The organism is Methyloparacoccus murrellii (assembly GCF_054657115.1).
Genome location: NZ_BAAHXD010000017.1, coordinates 40,210 through 59,074 on the forward strand (window position 1 = coordinate 40,210; position 18,865 = coordinate 59,074).

The 18,865-nt window shown below is 67.6% G+C and carries 9 protein-coding genes; all 9 read right to left on the reverse strand.

Annotated elements, in window-relative coordinates; genetic code table 11:
- Positions 1 to 121 precede the first annotated feature (121 nt).
- On the reverse strand, positions 122 to 10,237 hold the full coding sequence (locus tag ACYQ1H_RS06850) for a filamentous hemagglutinin family protein (protein ID WP_460027300.1): 10,116 nt from the start codon (positions 10,235 to 10,237) through the stop codon (positions 122 to 124).
- A complete protein-coding gene (locus ACYQ1H_RS06855) occupies positions 10,227 to 11,882 on the reverse strand; it encodes a ShlB/FhaC/HecB family hemolysin secretion/activation protein (RefSeq protein WP_460027301.1) in 1,656 nt (551 codons plus the stop codon). Before ACYQ1H_RS06855 ends, ACYQ1H_RS06850 begins: the two co-directional genes overlap by 11 nt.
- A 159-nt stretch (positions 11,883 to 12,041) precedes the next feature.
- A complete protein-coding gene (locus tag ACYQ1H_RS06860) occupies positions 12,042 to 13,547 on the reverse strand; it encodes a hypothetical protein (RefSeq protein WP_460027302.1) in 1,506 nt (501 codons plus the stop codon).
- A gap of 94 nt (positions 13,548 to 13,641) precedes the next feature.
- On the reverse strand, positions 13,642 to 14,934 hold the full coding sequence (locus ACYQ1H_RS06865; RefSeq protein ID WP_460027303.1) for an InlB B-repeat-containing protein: 1,293 nt from the start codon (positions 14,932 to 14,934) through the stop codon (positions 13,642 to 13,644).
- A 173-nt stretch (positions 14,935 to 15,107) separates the two neighbouring features.
- Positions 15,108 to 16,715, reverse strand: coding sequence for a type I restriction-modification system subunit M (locus tag ACYQ1H_RS06870; protein ID WP_460027304.1), 1,608 nt, complete (start codon positions 16,713 to 16,715; stop codon positions 15,108 to 15,110).
- Complete coding sequence (locus ACYQ1H_RS06875; RefSeq protein WP_460027305.1) at positions 16,708 to 16,908, reverse strand: hypothetical protein; 201 nt, start codon at positions 16,906 to 16,908, stop codon at positions 16,708 to 16,710. The genes ACYQ1H_RS06870 and ACYQ1H_RS06875 overlap by 8 nt, the downstream gene beginning before the upstream one ends.
- The gene (locus tag ACYQ1H_RS06880; RefSeq protein ID WP_460027306.1) at positions 16,905 to 17,426 is read right to left on the reverse strand and encodes an ATPase; all 522 of its coding nucleotides are present in this window, start codon (positions 17,424 to 17,426) and stop codon (positions 16,905 to 16,907) included. The genes ACYQ1H_RS06875 and ACYQ1H_RS06880 overlap by 4 nt, the downstream gene beginning before the upstream one ends.
- 52 nt (positions 17,427 to 17,478) lie before the next feature.
- A complete protein-coding gene (locus tag ACYQ1H_RS06885; protein WP_460027307.1) occupies positions 17,479 to 18,495 on the reverse strand; it encodes a virulence RhuM family protein in 1,017 nt (338 codons plus the stop codon).
- The coding region (locus ACYQ1H_RS06890) for a restriction endonuclease subunit S (RefSeq protein ID WP_460027308.1) at positions 18,492 to 18,865 on the reverse strand (374 nt) is incomplete at its 5' end. The genes ACYQ1H_RS06890 and ACYQ1H_RS06885, both read right to left, overlap by 4 nt.

The window sequence follows — 18,865 nt, forward strand, 5'->3', positions numbered from 1 at the left end:
CACCGGCATCCGGTCACGCCGGTCATCCCGGCGTTGCCGGCCACCCTGCCCTTGCGGGGTGGCCACCCGCCTGGTCCCCAGCCTGAGCGTGCCGGGCGCGCGCCAGCGGCCGCGGTCGGCCTCACCCGCAGCCGGGCTTGCCTTCCTTGATGTCGGCCACGCCGCATTCGCCGAAGCCGAGGATATCGACCTGCAGCGGGTTGAGGCGGGCCGCGTTCTCGGCCATCCGCTGCGCCAGATCGTTCTTCTCGTTGGCCTGATTGACGTCGTTGTTGACCGCGTCCTCGGCGGTGGCGGTGGCCGTGTTGGTGGCCGAGGAGGCGGCCGCCGCCGCGCCGGCCGGAGCCACGGGCACGGCGACGTTGGCGCTGGGCACGCCGGTCGCGCTGCCGCCGACGTCGATGTTGCTGGCGCCGATCACCGCCGTGGCGGCGATGGTGATGTTGGAGCCGCCGATGCCCGCCTCGCCGGCATCAACAATGCCCTTGGGCGCCGCCAGGAAGACGTCGCCGGGACGGCCGACGGTGCTGGCGGCGGTACGGATGCCGGAACCCGACACCACCGGCGGGAACTCGATCTTGAGGTTGCCCTGCTCGTCGAAGGTGACGATGGGCGGCGGCGCGGCGATGGCCGCCTTGGCGCCGCGACCGGCATCGATGTTGCCGTTCGACGACCACAGCGTGATGTCGCCGCCATCCATGGCGAACACACGTGACTGGTTGACCTGGAAGTCACCGTTCACCAGACCGTTCACGGCGCCCTCGCGCTGGGCGACGATGCCCAGCTGGCTGGCCGGCTTGGAACCGGCGAAGGCCACGGCGAGACCGGCGTTGACCAGCCCACCCGGCACCACCAGGTTGATGTCGCCGCCGTCGATCGTGTGCACCTTGCTGAAGAACAGCTTGAGATCGCCGGCATAGGCCGAGCCCGGCTTGCCGGCGCCCGGGAACATCGCCTCGATCGCCGCGTAACCCGGCGCGTAGTCCGCCACCTTGCCGCTGCGCGCGGCCGCCGCCGAGGCGTCGCGGATCTCGCGGAACAGCACCGCCAGCAGGAACTCGCGCCGGTCCGCCTCCGGCAGGTTGCGGTAGGCCGTGGCCGCCGCAGTGGCGTCGAGATCGGCCTCGCCCAGGCGGGTCTGCATATAGCGGGTCAGGTCCGCCGCGTACTTGGGGCTGAGCGGATCGTACTGGCGGGCGAAGTCGTCGTAGCGGGCGCCTTGCTGCCCCAGGCCCGCCAGGATGGAGACCGACGCCCCGCGCTCGGCCAGGGCGCTGTTGTTGGTGTTGCCGATGGTGTAGATGCCCTCGGACGCGCCCAGATCGATGGTGCGGCCGGCCGTGACCCACAGCTGGCCCGGCCCCGCAAGGCGGATCTCGCGCGTCAGGTTGACCAGGTTGCCCTGGGCGTTGCGCGGCGAGGTGAACTGGATGTCGCGCCCGGCGGCGATGCTGGACAGCGCGTAATCCGCATGCTGGATCTGGAAGCTGACGTCCAGCAGATCCTTGCCGGCCTGCACGTTGGCCGCTTCCGCCAGCGAGAACAGCAGCGGATCGCTGGAGCGGATGCTGCCGCCGGCCCAGAGGGTGGCCGGAATCGTGTCGCCGCGATGGATCGGCGTGCGGGCATGGATCAGGTTGGCGTCGCCGAACGGCTGCAGGCGCTGGAAGGCATCCTCCCAGCTGGTGGCCGGGCTGGCCACGCTGGGCAGCAGGGTCGGGTCGGCGTCCGACTGGGTGATGTTGACGTTGTTGCCATTGCGGCCGGTGGTGATGTCGCCGCCGGCCAGCAGGCTGAAGTCCGCCTTCGCCGAGGGATAGGTGACGAAGGACTGGCCAAAGACGATATCGCCCTGCAGGGCGGCGACGTTCAGGCTGGCCGGGTAGACCGTCAGCGCCTCCTGCGACACGCCCGGGAACTTGATCTGGCTGGCCGCTGGCCGCCGCGCGTTGACCGCGTCGATCAGCCCGGCAATGTCGTTCTGCAGGGTCACGTCACCGGACAGCGCCTGCAGTTCGATGCCGCTGTCGGCGCCGTAGGTGAAGAAGTAGTTGCGGCTGCGGGCGTCGTGCAGCACGGTCGGATTGATGGCGGCGCCGAGCTCGATGCCATCGCCCGCCTTCAGCGCGAAGCGCGAGTCGCCCAGAGCGAGCACCGTGCCGATGCCGTTGTTGGCCGCGGACGCACGGATCGCGCCGGCCGCGGCGATCTCCGCGTCGCCGCGGCCGCTGTAGAAGGTGCCGCCGACCACATCGCCGCCGGCCGCGACCTTGAGATGGCCGCCACCCTGGACCTCGACCACATTGGTCCTGAAGTTCGCCTCCGAGCCGCGGCCCGTGTTCTCGGCCTCGCCGATCTGCTTGCCGGTGGTGGGCAGGACCACGGAAAGATCGCGGACGTCGCGACCGGCCTCGACGACCACGTCGCCGCCCCCCAGCGCGCCGACATTCTGGTTGAAGCTGGACAGCGGCCGCGTGGTGCCCAGCGGGCCGCCGATGCCGATCGACCAGGCGGTCGGCGTCTCGCCCTCGTGGTTGGCATCCTGGCTCCAGTTGCCGACCCGCGCGAACCAGCCGTCGAAGAACTGCCCGGTCAGTGCGCCGACCACGTCGCGGCCGGCCTGGATGCGGATGTCGCCACCCTCGACCGGGTATTCGCCGAAGAAGTTGTAGGCCACGAAACCGTTGTTGAAGCTGCCGTAGCGGTTGTTCTGGGTGGTGCGCCCGGCCGTGTAGATGGCCGCGCTGGCGTCGCTCAGCACCAGGTCGCGGCCGGCGGCGATGTCGATGTCGCCCGTGCCGGTCCTGACCAGAGCGTTCCGGCCCACGACCACGTCGCCGCCGGCCGCCAGCCGGTAGCTCCAGGAGGCGCCGGTCTGCAACTGGTCGCGCACCGGCATCACGGCATCCGGACCGAGGATGCCGGTGAGATCGATGCCGTTGTCCGCGTCGCGGAAGCCGTCGCTCAGCTCGCCGCGAATGGCCAGATTGCCGCCGGCATTCAGGCTCAGCACCCCGGCCCGGCCGCCATAGCGCCAGTCGGCCAGATCCCAGCCGGCGGTATCGAGGGCAAGATCGCCACGGCTGCGGATCTCCAGCCCCGCCAGCAGGCCGCCCGGCAGGCCGAGGCGCGCCTCGATCGTTTCCGCATGGGTCATGTAGTCAGCGGTCTCGGCCTTCCAGCCGGCGATGTCCTCGGCGGTGACGGTGCCTTCCCGTTCGTGCAGCCGCACCGCCTCGACCGTGGTGTCGCGCGAGCCGGTGATGGCCGCCTGCAGATTGCCGCTGACAGCCACATCGTCGCCGGCGCGGTCGGCCCGCAGCCGGACTTCGCCGTTGCTGCCGCCGGCCTGGTCACGGACATCGACGCGGGCCCCGCTGGCCAGCTCGATGCCGGATTGGCCATCGCCATCCTGATCCACCGCGCCGAGCCAGACCCGGCCGCCCCGGTCAACCGTGCCGTGCGCCGAGAGGCCCGCCCGCTCGCCCAGCGCCAGCTGGTCGGCCGCTGTCAGGCGCACCGTGGCGCCGGCTCCGGCGGCAGCAATGTCGCCATCGATGCGGATGCCGCCGCGGTCGGCCGCGATGGCCACCAACCGCGCCGCCAGGCTGTCGCCGGCGGCCAGGCGCCAGTCCCCGTCACGGGCGCGGAACGCCAGCTCGTCGGTGAAGCCGGCCGACTTCAGGCCGGCACCGAGGGCACCGAGATCGCCTACCGACGCGGCATTGCCGACATCCAGCAGGAAGCGTCCGCCGGCCTGCTTGCCGGCGGCGGCCAGTGCGCCGTCCAGCGAGAGATTGCCCGCCGGCACGGCGACGCTCAGGGTGCCGCCACGGTAGCCGCCCAGAGCCAGCCGGGCGCCCGACGCCACGGCGATGTTGCCGGCCTCGGCGGCCAGCTCGATGGTGCCGCCGTCGGTGTCGATGACGGTATTGCCGAACCGGGCGCTGCGCCCGGCGACATCGATGCGGGCATCGCCGGTCAGCACCAGATCGCCACGCAGCGCGTCCAGCTTGACCCCGCCGGAGGCCAGGCCGATGTTGCCGGCATGGCGGATGCTGTCAGCGGTGATGGCCAGCCGCGCGCCCAGCGCCGGGTTGGCCGGTGCCTGCGCGGTGCCGTTGCCGGCGATGGTGACGGCATGGCCGCTGGCGTCGATGGCGGTATTGGCGCCCTTGCCGCCGGTGACCAGCGGCGCCCGCAGGCTCAGATCGGCGGCCACCCCGAGGCTGCCGGCGCGGTCGCCGGCAATGGCTTCGCTGGCCGCGAGGTCGACGTTGGCGAAGCCGCCGATGGCATAGCGGCCCTCGCCGAGGGTGAGGTTCCTGGCGCTCAGCCGCAGGTTGCCGCTGCCGTTGCCGCTGCGGCTGGCGACCGCGCCCGCTTGGTTGTCGATGCGCAGGGTATCCGCCGCGCTCAGGCTGGCCTCCCGGCCGGCATTGTCGAAGCCGAGCAGAGCGGCCGTGCGCAGGGTCAGCCGGTTGGCCTTGACGGCGGCGGCGCCGAACAGGCTGATGTCGCTGCCGCTGCTCAGGACCAGCTCGTCGGCCTTGAGCCCGTCGAGCCGGGCCTGGTCGAGGATCAGGCCGCTGGCGCTGGCATCCACCTCGCCCAGGCTGATGCGGCGCGCGCCCAGCGCGACCGAGCCGCCGTCGGTGGCCAGGGTGCCGTCGATGCGATTGTCGGCCGAGGCGTCCAGCATCAGGGCGCCCGTGGACGCGACGGTGGCGCCGGCCTCAATCTGGATGGAACCGGAACGGCCCTCGGCACCCTCGCGCCGCAAATCCACCTGCCGATCCCCCGATACCCGCAGGAAGGCGGCATCGCCCTGCACACGGTAGACCGGCCGGTCGCCGCCGGCGTCGCTCCCGCCACCGGCCGCGGTGATGCCGGCGCCCTGCGCCAGCGAGATGTCCTGCCGGGCGGAGAGGATGTATTCCTGCCCGAACAGCTGCGCGTCACGCCCCAGCTGGATGCTGTTGGCGCTCACCGTGAGATCGACGCCATCGTCGCGGCTGCTGCGGAGCCCGCCCAGCGAGATGCTGGCGACATTGAGGGCGTTGAGCTGCTCGGCGATCAGCTGCACCGTGCCGCCGGCCGTCTGCGCGGCCTGCGACTGGGCGACGACGGCGATGTTGTCGGCGGCGATATCCAGCCGCCCGCCGCGGCCACCCCTGGTGGTGGCGGCATCGATGGCGCCATCCAGGTTCAGGCCGCTGCCGGCGGCGATCTGGATGGCGCCCGCATCCTGCGGCAGGTAGGGCGTGGCGTGCCCCAGCTCCCTGGCCTTGTCGGCGTAGAAGCGGTTGGCGCGGTAATCGGCATACTCGGCCCGGGCGCGGACGGCGGCGCCTGTCTCCACCGCCCAGCCGCTCCAGCGCGGCGCACGGATATCGGTGCCGGCCACCGTCCGGTAGCCGGCGACGATGGTGGCGCCGTTGCTGTCCTGCTGCCGCATGCCGGGCAGGAGATCCTGGGTTCCGGCCGCCGGCGTCACCAGATAGGCGCCGGGCAGCAGGGCGTAGTGGGCCGGCAGCAGGATGTACTGGCCGGCCTTCAGGCCGCCGCCGCCGGACAGGTACAGGCTGTCGCCGATCTTGAGACCGCTGGTGGGCAATTCCAGGGGATCGACCGGCGCGGCGTTGCCGGTGTAGTCCGGCAGGATGGCAAAGGAGCCCCGGTAGCCCTGGCTGGACGGATCGAGCACATCGAAGGAGCCACCCGGCCCCGGCACATGCTCGAAGGCGTAGAGATCGCCGCCGCCGGCGGTGTCGATCACCGAGCCCATGGCGATGTCGATGACGTCGCCCTTCAGCGACAGCCGCTTCTCGGGCGGGGTGGCGAAAATCAGGTTCTGCTGCCCCAGCGGGTAGACCCAGTCCAGCCCGCCCTGGCTGCGGCCGAAGGGCAGCACCTTGCCGCCGGCCGAATTGGAGGTGATGCTGCCGGCCGCGAGTTGCAGCTTGTTGCCGGCATCCAGCCGGATTTCGCCGATCGGCGCCCGCAGGGTCCCGCCCTGGACGATGTTCGGCGCCGCCAGCGTCAGCTTGCCGGCCACCGACAGCGGCGTGTCCCCGGCCTTGCCGTTCTGCGTCACGCTGAGGGTACCGAGCGGATTGTTCCGGATGGACACCTTGAAGTCGCTGAGCGTGGTCGGATAGATCTGCCGCGCCGCCAGGGTCAGGTCGCCGGCGCTGGTGAACTCGCCGAGGAAGTCGCGCTGCTGCTGGCTGGTGCGGACACCGGTCAGGCGCAGGTCGCCGCGGCTGTTGAGATAGGCGCTGTCGAACCCCTGCAGGGCCATGGCGCCAGTCAGGTCGATCAGGCCGGCGTCGACCCACAGGTTGCCGCCGCCCTGGCTGGGGTTGAGGGCGCCGGGCCGGGTCTGGGTGGAGCCCAGCGACACCTGCGGGGCGCTCAGGGACACCTGCCCCGTCGAGGCGCCGCTGGCCGGCCGGAAGGCCAGCGCCGGCGCATCCAGGTTCAGGCTGCGCTGGGCCGCGAGGCTCAGGTCACCGATGATGTCGATGCGGTCGGGCGAGCGGAAGGTGACCGTCGAGAAGCCGCCGGCATCGATCTGGTCGGCCGAGACCCGTGCCTGGCCGAACTGGTTCTGGGGAATGTTGCCGCCCTGCTGCGGCGGCAACTGTTCGAAGCTCGGGCTCTGGGTGATGGCGATGACGCTGGGTACGCGCGGGAACGGCTGGCCGCTGCCGGCCTGGTCGGGTTCGTTGCGGGTGAAGGGATTGAGCGCCAGCGTCAATTCGCCGCCGGCCGCGTTGCGGCTGCCGCCGCTGGCCCGGAAGTCGCCGAACAGCTGCATGCCCTCGGCGGCCTGCAGGTCGATGCTGCCGGCGTCGGACGCCACCTGCCGGCGCTCCGTCACCCGCGACTGGTTGACGACCCGGCCGGGGATATCCAGCCAGTCCGAGGTGCCGGCGACATCCAGCGTCGACCCGGCATCGGCGACGATGAAACCACGGTCGGCGTGCAGGCGAATCCTGCCGCCCTGCAGCACCTCGCCCTGGTAGCGGCGCTGGGCGTCCTGGTAGGTGAGGCTGGCGCCGCTGGCGTCGAGCCTGGCGCCATAGCCCAGCCAGATGCCCTGATTGGCGAGGAAACCCGGATCGGTCAGGGCCGGCGGTACGGTTTGCAGGTCGATGTCGCCGGCGCGCGCCGACAGCGTCCCGTTCACCCGGATGCTGCCATCCGAGCGGATGCCGATCCTGCCGCCGGCATCGGTGCGCAGGGTGGCGCCATCGCCGATGCTGACCGCCGCGTCCTTGCCGCCGAAACCGACCGTCTGCGAGAGCACCAGCGACAGGGAGCCCGCCGGGCGGGATTGCACCGGCAGCGTGGCGATCTGGCTGAAGTCGGCCAGGTTCTCGCCGGTGACCTTGCTCACGGCGCCGGGGTCCAGGATCCGGTTCTGCACGGTGACGGCAATGTCGGCGCCGCTGCCGACGCTGACGCCGGACTTGTTGGACGCCACCGTGTACGCGGCGAAGCCGCCGCGACCGAAGAAGGCGTTGCTCAGGAACAGGGGCACCGGCCCGCCGTCGACGAACAGGGTGTCGTCGACGCCCAGCACCGCCTGGTCGGAGGTCAGCGACAGCGATCCGCCGCGACCGCCGACCACGGCATAGCCCATCAGGTTGCCGGCCAGCGCGAGGTCGGAGCCGCCGACCGCCGCCGCTTCGAGGGCGATGCTGCCGGCGTTGCCGGCCTTGATCGTGCCGTCGGTCCGGCGGTTGGCGCCGCCGCTGACATCGATGCGGCTGCCGGCCGCCACCGTCACGTCGCCTTCCGCCCTGACCGCGACGCTGCCGCCGTCGATGCGCAGCGGCCGGCCATCGTAGCGATTGACGCCGCTGGAGGCGGCCGGCCGGTCGTTGTTCCAGCCGCCGCTGGTGTCGATCGAGGCGCGCTCGCCGAGACTGATCGCACCGCTGGCGCGGCTGCCGCCGATGACCCGGGTCTCCAGGTTCACCGTGCCGGCCAGCGAGCGTATCTGCCCGTCCACGGCGATTTCGCCGCCCTTGAGGGTCAGGGCGCCGGCCTCGGCCAGTTCGACCCGGTGCCCCTGGTCGACGCTGATCCTGCCATTGGTGTTGATGCGGATCGCCTGCAGGCCGGTACGCTTCAGGCCGCTGCCATCCAGCACCAGCTCCAGCGGCTGGCCGGGATTGGCGGGATCGGTCGGCAGGCTGCCGTCCTCGTCCGGCGTCCCGGAGCCGGTCTTCTTGCCGAATCGCACCGCCTGGTTGTCGGCGGTGGTGCGGGCCAGGTCGATGGACAGGGTGCCGCCATGCGCCTGCAGCTCGGGTGCGCGCTGGCGTGCGCCGTTGACGGCGATCGCCTGCATCTCGCCATCCAGCGCCAGGGCGGCGGCGCGGATGTCCAACGTGCCGGCCGACTTGCCCTCGACATAGCCGGACTCGAATGTGCCGGCGGAAACCGGGCCGACGCGGTCGCGGGTGAAGGACAGGTTGGAGCCGACGTAGGTGTGCTTGAGCGGTTCGGCCAGCCCCAGGTATCTGACATCCGGGCTGGCGCTGCCGATGTCGACCAGCGAGCGGCCGTCCGGGCCGATCAGCAGGCTGGTCTGGACGAAGCCGGAACGGTAGCGTACCGAGCCGCCGCTGAGATCGACCTTCGACCCCGCGGCCAGCACCGCGTCGCCTTCCGAGACGATGGACAGGGCGCCGCCGCCGGTGCTGCGCTCGGCGACCGTGCGGGCGATGCGGTCCAGCGCGCCGGCGATGTCGGCCAGCGGCGTGCCCTTGCGGATATCGACCTTGATCTTCTTGCCATACAGCGGCCCGCTCTTCTGCAGCGGGGCATCGCGCAGCTCGTTGCTGCGCAGCTCGACCTCGACGACGTTGCGCGCCATCGGCAGGTTGACATTCTTGATGCCGGAGACGTCGATAGTGGCCCCGGGCGCGATCATCACCTTGCTGTCGTTCTTGACGTTGGGCAGGGCCGGACTGGCGGGATTTTCGGTGGCGGTGATCGAGACCTTGCCGGCGCGCGCGCGGATCACCGCGTCCTTCTCGATGCGCACCTGCTTGCCCATGATCTCGACCCGCGAGGCTTCCTGGGCCTGGCCGTCGACGGCGGTCGCGGTGTCCTTGAGATCGGGCGTGGCCTCGGTCAGGCTGCCTTCGGCCAGCACGACCCGGGCGCGGGTGCCGAGGCCGTCGTCGGCGGCTTCGCGGCGCGTGGTGGCGCCCGGCTGCAACAGCCATTTGTCGCCCTCGCGGCGGGACACGGCGCCTTCGCGCGCCAGCAGCCGCACCGAGCCGTTGGCCTGCACGGCCGTGGAGGCCGATACCTGGCCCTTCTGGTTGACGGCAAACCCCAGCAGGGTGACGTTGCCGCGCTGGGCCACCAGCTTGCCGACATTGGTGACATCGCCGCCGGTGGCGACCTCGACCACCAGACCGCGCAGCGAGGGATCGCCGCTGGTCTCCTGCAGGTAGACCTTGTCGGTCGCCGCGACCATGAGGATCTGGCCATCCGGCGCCGACAGCTTGCCGCGGTTCACCACCGAAGGCGCGGCGGCGATGATGCGGCCGGACTTGCCGGCGTTCACCTGCGCGCCCTGCTCGAACTCGATGCCGATCTTGACCCTGTTGCCCTTGTCGTCGAGCACGAAGTTGCCCTGGGCATCCCGGCGATAGACCTGGCCGGTGCCGGTCAGCGCCGCGCGGCCATCCTGGTTCAGCACCTTGGTGAAACCGCGCTCGAAGGTATCGTCGGTGATGTTGAGGCTGGTGGCGACCAGCGTGTTGACGTTGACGGTCGAATCCTTGCCGAAGACGATGCCGTTGGGGTTGAGCAGATATACCTGCCCGTTGGCGCTGAGGTTGCCCAGGATCTGGCTGGGATCGGACTGGTAGATGCGGTTCAGGGCGACGGACGCGGCCGAGGGCTGCTTGAACTGCACGGCGCTGTCCTTGCCGATGTTGAAGCTCTCCCAGTTCAGCACCGCCCGGTCGGTGTACTGGTTGACGATCATCCGGTTGCCGGTCACCACCTGATCGGCTCGCCCCATGCTGACCAGGGCCGCCCGGGGCACCGGCAGCTCGCCGGCCATGACGTTGCCCATGCCCAGCGACAGGCCGGCGGCCAGCACACGCTGGACGGACGCCGCGAGCGGTCGCAGGCGGACACCGGGAGCGGAAACCGGAATGGCGGATGCGGCGCCTCGGCCGCGCGGTGCGTCAGAATTCATAAGCCACCCTGAAATCGATGCGTTGCTGGCCGGGTTTCACGAACTCGGTACCGATGAAGGGATATTCCCAGTAGAACTCGCCGTTGAGGTTCTTGAAGGCGCGCATGCGAAAGCCGGCGCCGGTGCTCCAGAGTTCGTACTGGTTGGGCGTGCCGGGTGACAGCGGGCCGTTCAGCCACAGCTGGGAGACGTCGGTGAAGGCCAGGAAGCGCAGGTCCTTGAGCTGCTCCAGCCCGTCCATGTCGATGGCGCCGACATCCGGCGACCAGAATTCCAGCGAGCCGATCACGCCGTTGTCGCCGAGTCGCTCCACCTCGTGATAGCCGCGCACGGTCAGCATGCCGCCCGCCCCCATCTGCTCGTTGTTGATCAGCGGGCTGTCGGCGATCTGGCCGCTGGCGCGCACCTGCACCGCCATGTCCGCCGGCAGCGGCTGGCGATGCTTGACCTCGCCGGCCAGGTAGAGATAGTTCGGCGTCGCCCCCGGCCGCTTCTTCTCGAACTGCTGGTAACTGCTGCCCATGCCGGCGAAGTTGAAGTTCAGCTCGGTGTTGAACTGCGTCAGCGTGCCGGCCTGGCTGGCCAGGGTACCGCTGTAGTTAACCTGGAACGGCGAGTAGGTCACCGGGCTGCTGTCGGCCGGGGTGCCGGGCTGGTCCCGGGGATTGATGCTCTGGCCGAAGTCCTTGTAGTCCCAGCCGAAGCCCACCGACTGGAGGTACTCCGCCGTGCTCGGCAGGGGCTTCACCAGGCGGGCGCCGAAGATGTTGCCGTTGCCGACCACGTTGAGGGAGCCGGCCGTGGTGACGTCGCTCTGCGAGTCCAGGCCGATGCCGTACAGCGCCAGCCGCGAGTCGATGGCCTCGATCGGCAGCACGTAGGTGCCGGACCAGACCTGCACGTTCGACGGGTCCTCCGGCGCCACCTGGTATTGCAGCGAGGCGCTGTGATTGAGCTGCCAGAGGTTGTCGTAGCGCAGCATGACCGGCAGGCGCAGGCGGGTGGTGTTGATGCTGTTGCGGGCATTCAGCTCCACCGAGCCGTGCAGGGGCAGTTCGTCCTTGACCTCCAGCTCGACCTCCATGGTGCCGGGCGTGGCCCCGGCGCGCATGACCGGGGTGACCTGGCGGTCCGGATTCTCGGCCGCCAGCCGGGTCAGCTCGGCCTGCGCCAGCGGCATGTTGAGCGGCTTGCCCTCGGCCAGCGAGGGCACCCTCTGCCTGATGTTGTTGGGCGAGAAATAGGTGGAGCCGGTCACTTTCAGCTGGTCCACCGTGCCCTCCGCCACCTGCAGCACGACGACGCCCTCGTTGACATCCTGCTCGGGAATGCTGACCAGCGCGGCGGCATAGCCGGATTCGTGGTAGGCCTTTTCCAGCGCCAGGCGGGCCTGTTCCACATCGTCGAGGGTCCGGCTCTCGCCCAGATAGCCGTACACCGTGCGCTCGATGATCGAGTTGTCGAGGGTGGTATTGCCTTCGATCCGGTACTCCCAGACATCGAAGCGGGGTTTCGGCTCCGCCTCGTCGCCCCGCGCGGAGGCGCCCCAGCCAAGGCCGAGCGCCAGCGCGGAAACCAGCGCCGTGCGGCAGCGGCAGGAACGTGAACAGCGCCGCGGGGGCGCAGGAAACAAGCTGTTTGGCATGGCCGATGGTTTCAGCGTGGCGGTTCTGGCCCGAGGCCCTGTCTTGCGAACCCGGGACCCGGCGCGGGTCCAGCGCATGAAAGCCGGTGGCGAGGATGCCACCGGCTTCTGCCTCCCGCCTGGCCTGGCAGGCGGGAGCCCTATCGATAGGTAGTAGACTTATAAACGGTTGCGCTTTCCGCTGTCCACTACCGGAACCCGGCAGTTATCCAGCGAAAGACCGTTGGGAGCATGAGTATATGGCGTAACCGGGTTGTTCAGGTCCAGTTCGCCTGTGGGGGAAACCTCCCAGCCTGCGGTCGATACGGCCAGATAGCCGCCCTGGCCCCAGGTGAAGGCGAAGCTCTTGTTGTTGGCGGCGATGATGGACGGCTTGCCGGCATCGGTGGCAACCCGACTGATGATCTTCGCCTTGTCGCCGGTGGGACCGCCCGACTTCAGCCACTGGTAGGTGACCTCGGCGGCAACCCCGTAGCGGCCGGCGGCGGCGTTCTGCAGGGTCGGCGCGACGCCGTCGATCTTGATGAAGCGGTAAGCCAGCGCGTTGCTGGGGTTCTTCTCGGTGGACTGCACGCCGATGGCGAAGGCCTTGGTGGCGCCGGCATTCTGGCCGCTGGTGTTGGAACCGGCGTTGAAGTCGACGAGGCAGCGCTCGACGTCGCCCGAACCCGCGTTCAGCTTGACGATGGGGCCGGCGAGATCGTTGCTGGTCTCGACCGGATCCAGCGCGCCGGCGGTGCAGGGTGCGTTGAGGATCTTGGCGTTGATGGTGGCCTGGGTGCCCGAGCCGTTGGTGCGGCGGCAGATGTGCACCTTGCTGTCGGTGATCGCACCGCTGGCGAAATCGGTCAGCGGCTTCAGGCTGCCGGGCTTGCCGACCATGACGCTGTCCCATTTGCCGACCTGGCCGGTCAGCAGGCTGGCGATCAGCTGCTTGCTCATGCCGGGCATGCAGACCTCGGTCTCCTTGCCGAGACAATCGGCGGCCAGGATGCCTTCCTCGATCTGGGCGCGCTGCAGGGCGTTGCGCAGCTCCAGCGTAACCGGCGTGTTGAACACCAGCGAACCGCCGGAAACGACCTGCAGCAGCTTGGCGACCTCGCCGGCATCGACCGGCGCGACACCGGCCGGGGTGTTGGCGCCGATGAACAGCTCGGGGTTGACGTCGGAAACACCGGCGTCCGGCACCTGCGGCGTGACGTCGCCGGTCTGGCTGATGCGGCAGCGCCAGTACTTCTCGCCGTTGGCCGGGGCGGTGCAGTTGCCATTGTTGATGGACATGACATCCACCGGCTGCTTCTGCAGCACCGGATTGACGCCGATGCCGGAACCGCCGATGGCCGTGCCGGTCGCCTTGGAGGTGCTGGTCTTGTGGAACAGCACCTTCGGGCTGGTGGTCGACAGGCCGGTGACCTTGCCGGTATCCAGGTTGCAGAAGTAGGCACGGTGATTGCCGCCGGCGGAACCGCTGGTGCCGTCGCGGTATTCGTCCAGCGACCCAGCCACGCAGAGCTCCGCGAACAGGGCGCCGATGTTGTTGTCCTGCGCCGTGGCGCCGGAGAGGATGATTTCGATGTCGGGCGCGCCCGGCGGCAGCGCCAGGGCGATGCCGGAATTGAACGCCAGGCCTGCGGCGATGGCGGTGATGAGCTGCTTGGATTTCATGATCAGTCTCCGATCTCTTGATTGAACCTAGCGGTAGGGTTGGGTATTCGACCCCCGGCGGGCGGTCCGCCCGCCGGAGTGGCGCTGTCGGGCGTCAGGGCTGGACCACGATGCGCACGGTCTCGCACTGCAGAATCTTTTTCTTCTTCGGGTCGGGCGGCGCACAGGCGCGGATCACGCCCTGGTTGCTGACGTGTTTCTTGCCCGGCCGCCAGTTGAAGCCGCCGCGCGTCACCGGCAGAACCTTGAGGTTGGCGAACTTGGCGCCGCCATTTTTGGAGTAGGCGATGGTCACCTTGGATTTCGGCGAAATCTGGCTCGCGGCCCAGGTGATGGCCTGCGTCTGCTTGACCTTCCAGGCGGACGACGCCGCCAGGTTCAGGCGCGGCTGACCCGTATCACCGCCGGTGGTGAAACTGGCCTGTACCGTGGTCGCGGCGCTCATCGTCACCGTGCAGCTGGGCGTGGAGGAGCCGGCGCAGGGGCCGCCGGACCAGCTGCCGAAGCCGGAGCCCGCGGCAGCGGTTGCGGTCAGCGTGACCTGGGCGCCGCTGGTGAAGTCGGCGGCGCAGGATGTGCCGCAGTTGATGCCGGCGGGCGAGCTGATCACGGTGCCGCTGCCGTTGCCGGTCTTGGCAACGGTCAGGCGAACGCCGCCGGGATTGCCGCCACCGCCGCTGCAAGCCTGGGTCGTGCCGGTGCCGCTGTAGCTCAGCTTGCCGCCGGCCAGGTTCCAGGCGCCCAGCTTGGTGACCAGCTTGCCGCCATCCAGGCCGTTGGCATTGTTGACGAAGTAGAAATCCAGCGCGGTGCCGGGCTTGCCCTCGGTGTTGCCGCCGACGGAACGACCCATCGAGGCGCCCCAGAAGCTGCCGCCGTGATAGCCGAGGCCGCTGGCCTGGAAGATGCCGGACTTGTGCTCGGCGGCTTCGCCCGGCGCGTTGGTGAAAGGCGCGACGTTCAGGCGATCGATGTAGCCCTGGATCTTCTGCTTGGTGTTGTCGATGGCGCTGAAGGAGGCATTGAAGATCGTCTCGCCGGCCGAAGAGGTGGCGAGATAGCCCCAGCGGTCGGCATTCACCATGTTGCCGGCACCGTCGCGGGCCAGGGCATTGACCGCGGCGATGTTGAAGACGAGGTTCGCCGCGTTGCCGAAGTTGGCGAAATTGGGATCGGCGGACAGATCGCCCTGGAAGCAGCCCTTGCCGTCCAGGAAGTCCGTCATCGAGATGCCGAGGTCCTTGTAATAGGAGCGGGCGTTGGCTTCATCCCAGACCGAGATGAACAGCTCGCCCGGCTCGCCATACTTGGAATTGTTGATGAGGGCGCCCGCCGGATGGCTGCCCGCCACCAGCGCCGCCACCATGAAGGCTTGCAACTTTTTCATAGTCTGACCAGTTCTCGAGTGGATGAGAGAGGTGTCGGCCGCGCTGGCGCATCGCCAAATCGGACCGTGGAGCCATGGCCCCATTGAACTGGCCGGTAGACTACGGAAGGATTGTTACAACGAGATCATCGAATCATTGCAGAACGGTTAAGGTTGCATGACGGCCGCGGCCATCACGGTAACGGCGGCAGGCCCAATTCCTTCAGGAACGCATTGTGCTCGCGGGTTGCCGCCGCGATGTTCCGGTCCAGCGTCACCAGTTCGGCATGGACCGCGCCCAGGTCGATCGCCTGTTCCGCGACCGCCGTGCTGACGTAGCGCGAGATGTTCAGGTTGAAATCGTTCCTCCCGATTTCCGCCATGCCGACCCGCCGCGAATAACGGGCTTCTTCCTGGCGGAACCGGTAGGTAGCAATGATCTTGTCGATATGCTCGGGCAGCAGCTGGTTCTGCCGCTTGCCCTTCTCGAAATGTTCCGCTGCGTTGATGAACAGCACGTCGTCCGGTTTCTTGCACTTCTTCAGCACCAGGATGCAGACCGGAATGCCGGTGGAGAAGAACAGGTTGGCCGGCAGGCCGATCACCGTGTCGATATGGCCGTCCTTGAGCAGCTTGGTGCGGATGCGCGCCTCGGCCCCGCCGCGGAACAGCACGCCGTGCGGCAGGATGATGGCCATCACGCCGTCCTGCTTGAGGAAGTGGAAGCCGTGCAGCAGGAAGGCGAAGTCGGCGGCGGACTTGGGTGCCAGTCCGTAATTCTTGAAGCGCACATCCTCGCCTAGCGCCTCGCTCGGCTCCCATCGGTAACTGAAGGGCGGATTGGCCACCACCGCGTCGAACTTCGGCATCCTGGCCGGATTGGTCTCGCGCAGCAGGTCCCACTCGTTCAGCAGCGTGTCGCCGTGGAAGATGTCGAACTCGGAATCCTTGACCCCGTGCAGCAGCATGTTCATGCGCGCCAGGTTGTAGGTGGTGATGTTCTTTTCCTGGCCGTGAATCCTGCCGATACCATGCACCCCCATGCGGTGGCGCACATTCAGCAGCAGGGAGCCGGAACCGCAGGCAAAATCCAGCACGCTGTCCATGTGCGAACGCTGTCCCGTCGCGGGCTCCTGCCCGTCCAGCGTGACGATGGCGGAAAGAATGCTGGAAATCGGCTGCGGCGTGTAGAACTCGCCCGCCTTCTTGCCCGAGCCGGCGGCAAACTGGCCGATCAGATATTCATAGGCATCGCCGAGGGTGTCGCTGTCGGTGGAAAACTGCGCCAGCCCCTTGGCGATTTCGCCGATGATCTTGCATAGCCGGGCGTTGCGCTCGTCGTAGTTCTTCCCCAGCTTGTCCGAACCAAGGCTGATTTCCGAGAATAAGCCGCGAAAGGTACTGGCGAAGGATTCATTCTCGATATAGGCGAAACCTTTTTGCAGCGTGTCCAGCAACTCCTTTTTCTGTAAGCGCGCCAACTCCGTGATGTTGGCCCACAGGTATTGCGGCTCGATCACGTAATGCACCTTGCGGCGCATCTGCTTCTCGAATTCGGGGACATCCGCCTGATTGTCCGCATACCAGACCGCCAGCGGGGCGCGCTTGTCGTCGTCCATCAAGTCCGGATAGTCCGGCCCCAGTTCTTTTCTTGCGGCGGTCTCGTAGTTGTCCGACAGGTAGCGCAGGAACAGGAAGGCCAGCATGTAGTCGCGGAAGTCGTCCGCGTTCATGGCGCCACGCAGTTGGTCGGCAATGGCCCACAGAATTTTGCCGAGTTGCTGTTTTTCCTGTTCAGTCATTCTGGTTTTCTTCCGAAGCATCGCGACGCAGTTCCTCCGCCGAGATGTGTACGATTTTCCCATCCCGGACAATGACGATGCCGGTCTCCGTTTGGATGGCGGTTCTGCGCGCCAGTTGGGCGGCCCGCTGGATGGCGGCCAGCGAGGCGCGCAAATCCGGGTCTTTGGCCTGCGATAGGTCTTGGGATTTCATGTGTTTTCTCCCCACTCCAGCAGTACAGGCTGAAGGTCCGCGTTGTCGTAGATGGCCCAGGTATCCACTTTAGCCTTGTAATGCTGGTCGAAGTTGCGCAATCCCGCCGCAAAACGGCGACAGATGACGGCTTCGGGTATGTTGTGTCCACCTTGTCGCACTCGCCCGGCCACGCGGGCCATGGCGGTTTCGACATCGGGCAGCCTCAGAAAGAACAGGCTGATGTGATAGCCCATGGCGCGCCACTGCTCAATGTGGCGCAGGTAGCCCAGGCCGGACAGCGTTGTCTCGAAGGCGAAGCTTTCGCCGCGTTGGGCGCAGGCGGCGATTTCTTCCAGCATCAGGCGCCCTGCCTTGATTGCGGCGGCCTCCGGTGCAAAAGGCGACAAACCGGCAGCGATCAGATCGGCATTGATGAAGCGGGGGCACTGCGCCTCTTCCGGCAGGAAGGAGCGGGCGAAGGTGGTTTTGCCCGCTCCGTTCGGGCCGGCGATGATGAGAATTTTTCGCGGTCTCATCACTGTACCTCGCCTGCTGACCGGAACAATCCGGTATTTTCCACGGGATCGGTCATGACTCTCGTCCCTTGCGGTGCTTGATCTTGCTTTCCAGTGCTTTCAGCTCGGCCTCGTCCTGCGCATCGGCGGCCTGTGCCTCCAGGGACTTGCGGCGTTGGTCGTAATCCAGAAACAGCGTGCCCACCTTCTGTTCCATGCGGGCATGGCTGACGGAACCCGCGCCGCTCAGCAAAGGAAAGCCGTTGGTCGTAATGATCTGCCCCACGTTTTCCTGCCAGAAGGCCATCGGTGTGACGGTCTGCCGCTTGGCGCGCAACTCGGCGGTTTCCAGAAAGATCACCACCAGCCGGTTGAGGGTGTCGATTTCGTCCTCGGTCAGGTAGTTCTTGGCGACGACGATGTCCTGCTTGCGCACCTGCGCGCCCTTCCAGGTCAGCAGGCCGAAATGCGGATCGGCGGCATTGGCCCGCGCCAGAATCAGTTCGGCGGCGGTTTGCCGCGTCACCGCGTAGAGCAGCAGGTTCTGTACGGTGGCGAAGAATTGCTGGGTGGCCGTGTCGGTCTTGTCGTAATCGCTGGAGAGGGCGAAGAGGTCGCGCACCTTCTGATAAAAGCGCTTTTCCGAAGCGCGAATATCGCGGATGCGCGCCAGCATCTCGTCGAAGTAATCCGGGCGGCCATCCGGGTTCTTCAGCCGCTCGTCGTCCATGGCGAAGCCCTTGAGCAGATACTCCTTCAGCACCGTGCTCGCCCAGCGGCGGAACTGCACTCCGCGCGGCGAACGCACGCGGTAGCCCACGGCCAGGATGGCGCCGAGGTTGTAGAGCGTGAGCGAGCGCCGCACCTCGCGCCCGCCCTCGGTTTGAACTACCGAGGATTCCTCGGCAGTTGCCTCCCGTTGCAGTTCCCCATCTGCGTAGATGTTTTTCAGGTGCAGACCGACGTTGTCCGGCGACACATCGAACAACTCAGCCATCTGCCGCTGGCTAAGCCAGACCGTGCCCCGATCAGCGCGGAGTTGAACTTGGCATTGGCCGTCTTCGCTGGTGTAGAGAATGAGTTGCGTCATGCGGGTGCCTCGTCCAACACCGGGAACAACTGCTGCATCAGGCCCTTCTTGTGGGTCTTGAGGGCGTCGATCTTCTGGCTTTGGGCAGTGATGAGGTCGTCGAGAAAAGACAGGCAATCGGCGATTTTTTGTTGTTCAGTTGAAGATGGAATATAGATTGGAAGCCGCTTCAATTCGTCAGTCTCAATCTTTCCTGCTCCAATTCCAGTTTTATCGACAGGAATTCGAGACTCATAGGCAAGCAATTCATACAACAAGAAGACAGTGTTAATTCCATCCTTGATGGTCAGTGCCTTAACGTCCTGATTGAAAGAAACATCAACAGAGGCAATGCCCATGGGCACTCGGTTGTACAGCATGCTTCCCCTAA